The sequence below is a fragment of the Aeromonas sp. 604176 genome (genome assembly GCF_049170755.1).
GTDB lineage: Bacteria > Pseudomonadota > Gammaproteobacteria > Enterobacterales > Aeromonadaceae > Aeromonas > Aeromonas veronii_A.
In genome coordinates this window covers 1-541 of record NZ_JAAKNE010000314.1, presented here as the reverse complement: position 1 = coordinate 541, position 541 = coordinate 1, and the positions used below count along the sequence as shown (strand labels likewise).

2 protein-coding genes are annotated in these 541 nt (G+C 51.9%); both read right to left on the bottom strand.

Going from position 1 to position 541, the window contains the following annotated elements; all coding sequences use genetic code 11:
- Positions 1 to 99 precede the first annotated feature (99 nt).
- Positions 100 to 267: a 50S ribosomal protein L32 gene (gene rpmF, locus G5358_RS21575; RefSeq protein WP_005300935.1), complete on the bottom strand. Its 168-nt coding sequence runs from the start codon at positions 265 to 267 to the stop codon at positions 100 to 102.
- A 19-nt stretch (positions 268 to 286) separates the two neighbouring features.
- On the bottom strand, positions 287 to 541 hold a 255-nt coding region (locus G5358_RS21570), incomplete at its 5' end, for a YceD family protein (protein WP_421324938.1).

Here is a 541-nt window from a genome sequence, read left to right as displayed (position 1 = left end):
AAGAGACAGTGCCTGCACGGCGGCAGGCACTGTTTCCGAGGGGCCAATATCTCCCCCCATGATGTCTAGCGCGACAGTTTGCGTAGACAAAGGCAATCCTTAAGCGATTACCTTTTTACCGCGGTAGAAACCATCGGCAGTCACGTGGTGACGACGATGAATTTCGCCACTGGTCTGATCAACAGTCAGGGCAGCGGTGGTCAGCGCATCGTGGGAACGACGCATGCCACGCTTGGCACGGGTTTTACGGTTCTGTTGTACGGCCATTGTAGGCTAACTCCTAAATTCACTTACGTTTAAGCTCTTCAAGAACTGCAAAGGGATTCGGCCGCTCATCAGCAGGTTCGATTTCACCCCAAGTCATCTCCATGTTTCCTCTCGGGCATGCATCCAGAGAATGCATTGCGACTTGAGGCAACGAGAGGATGAGCTCATCCTCCAGGATTTGATGAAGATCTATCTCGCCGTTTTCGTCCAACTCAATGGGCTCATAAGCTTCCGGCAGTTCTTCCTCGTTTGTTCTTTCGAACAGCGGAGTGTA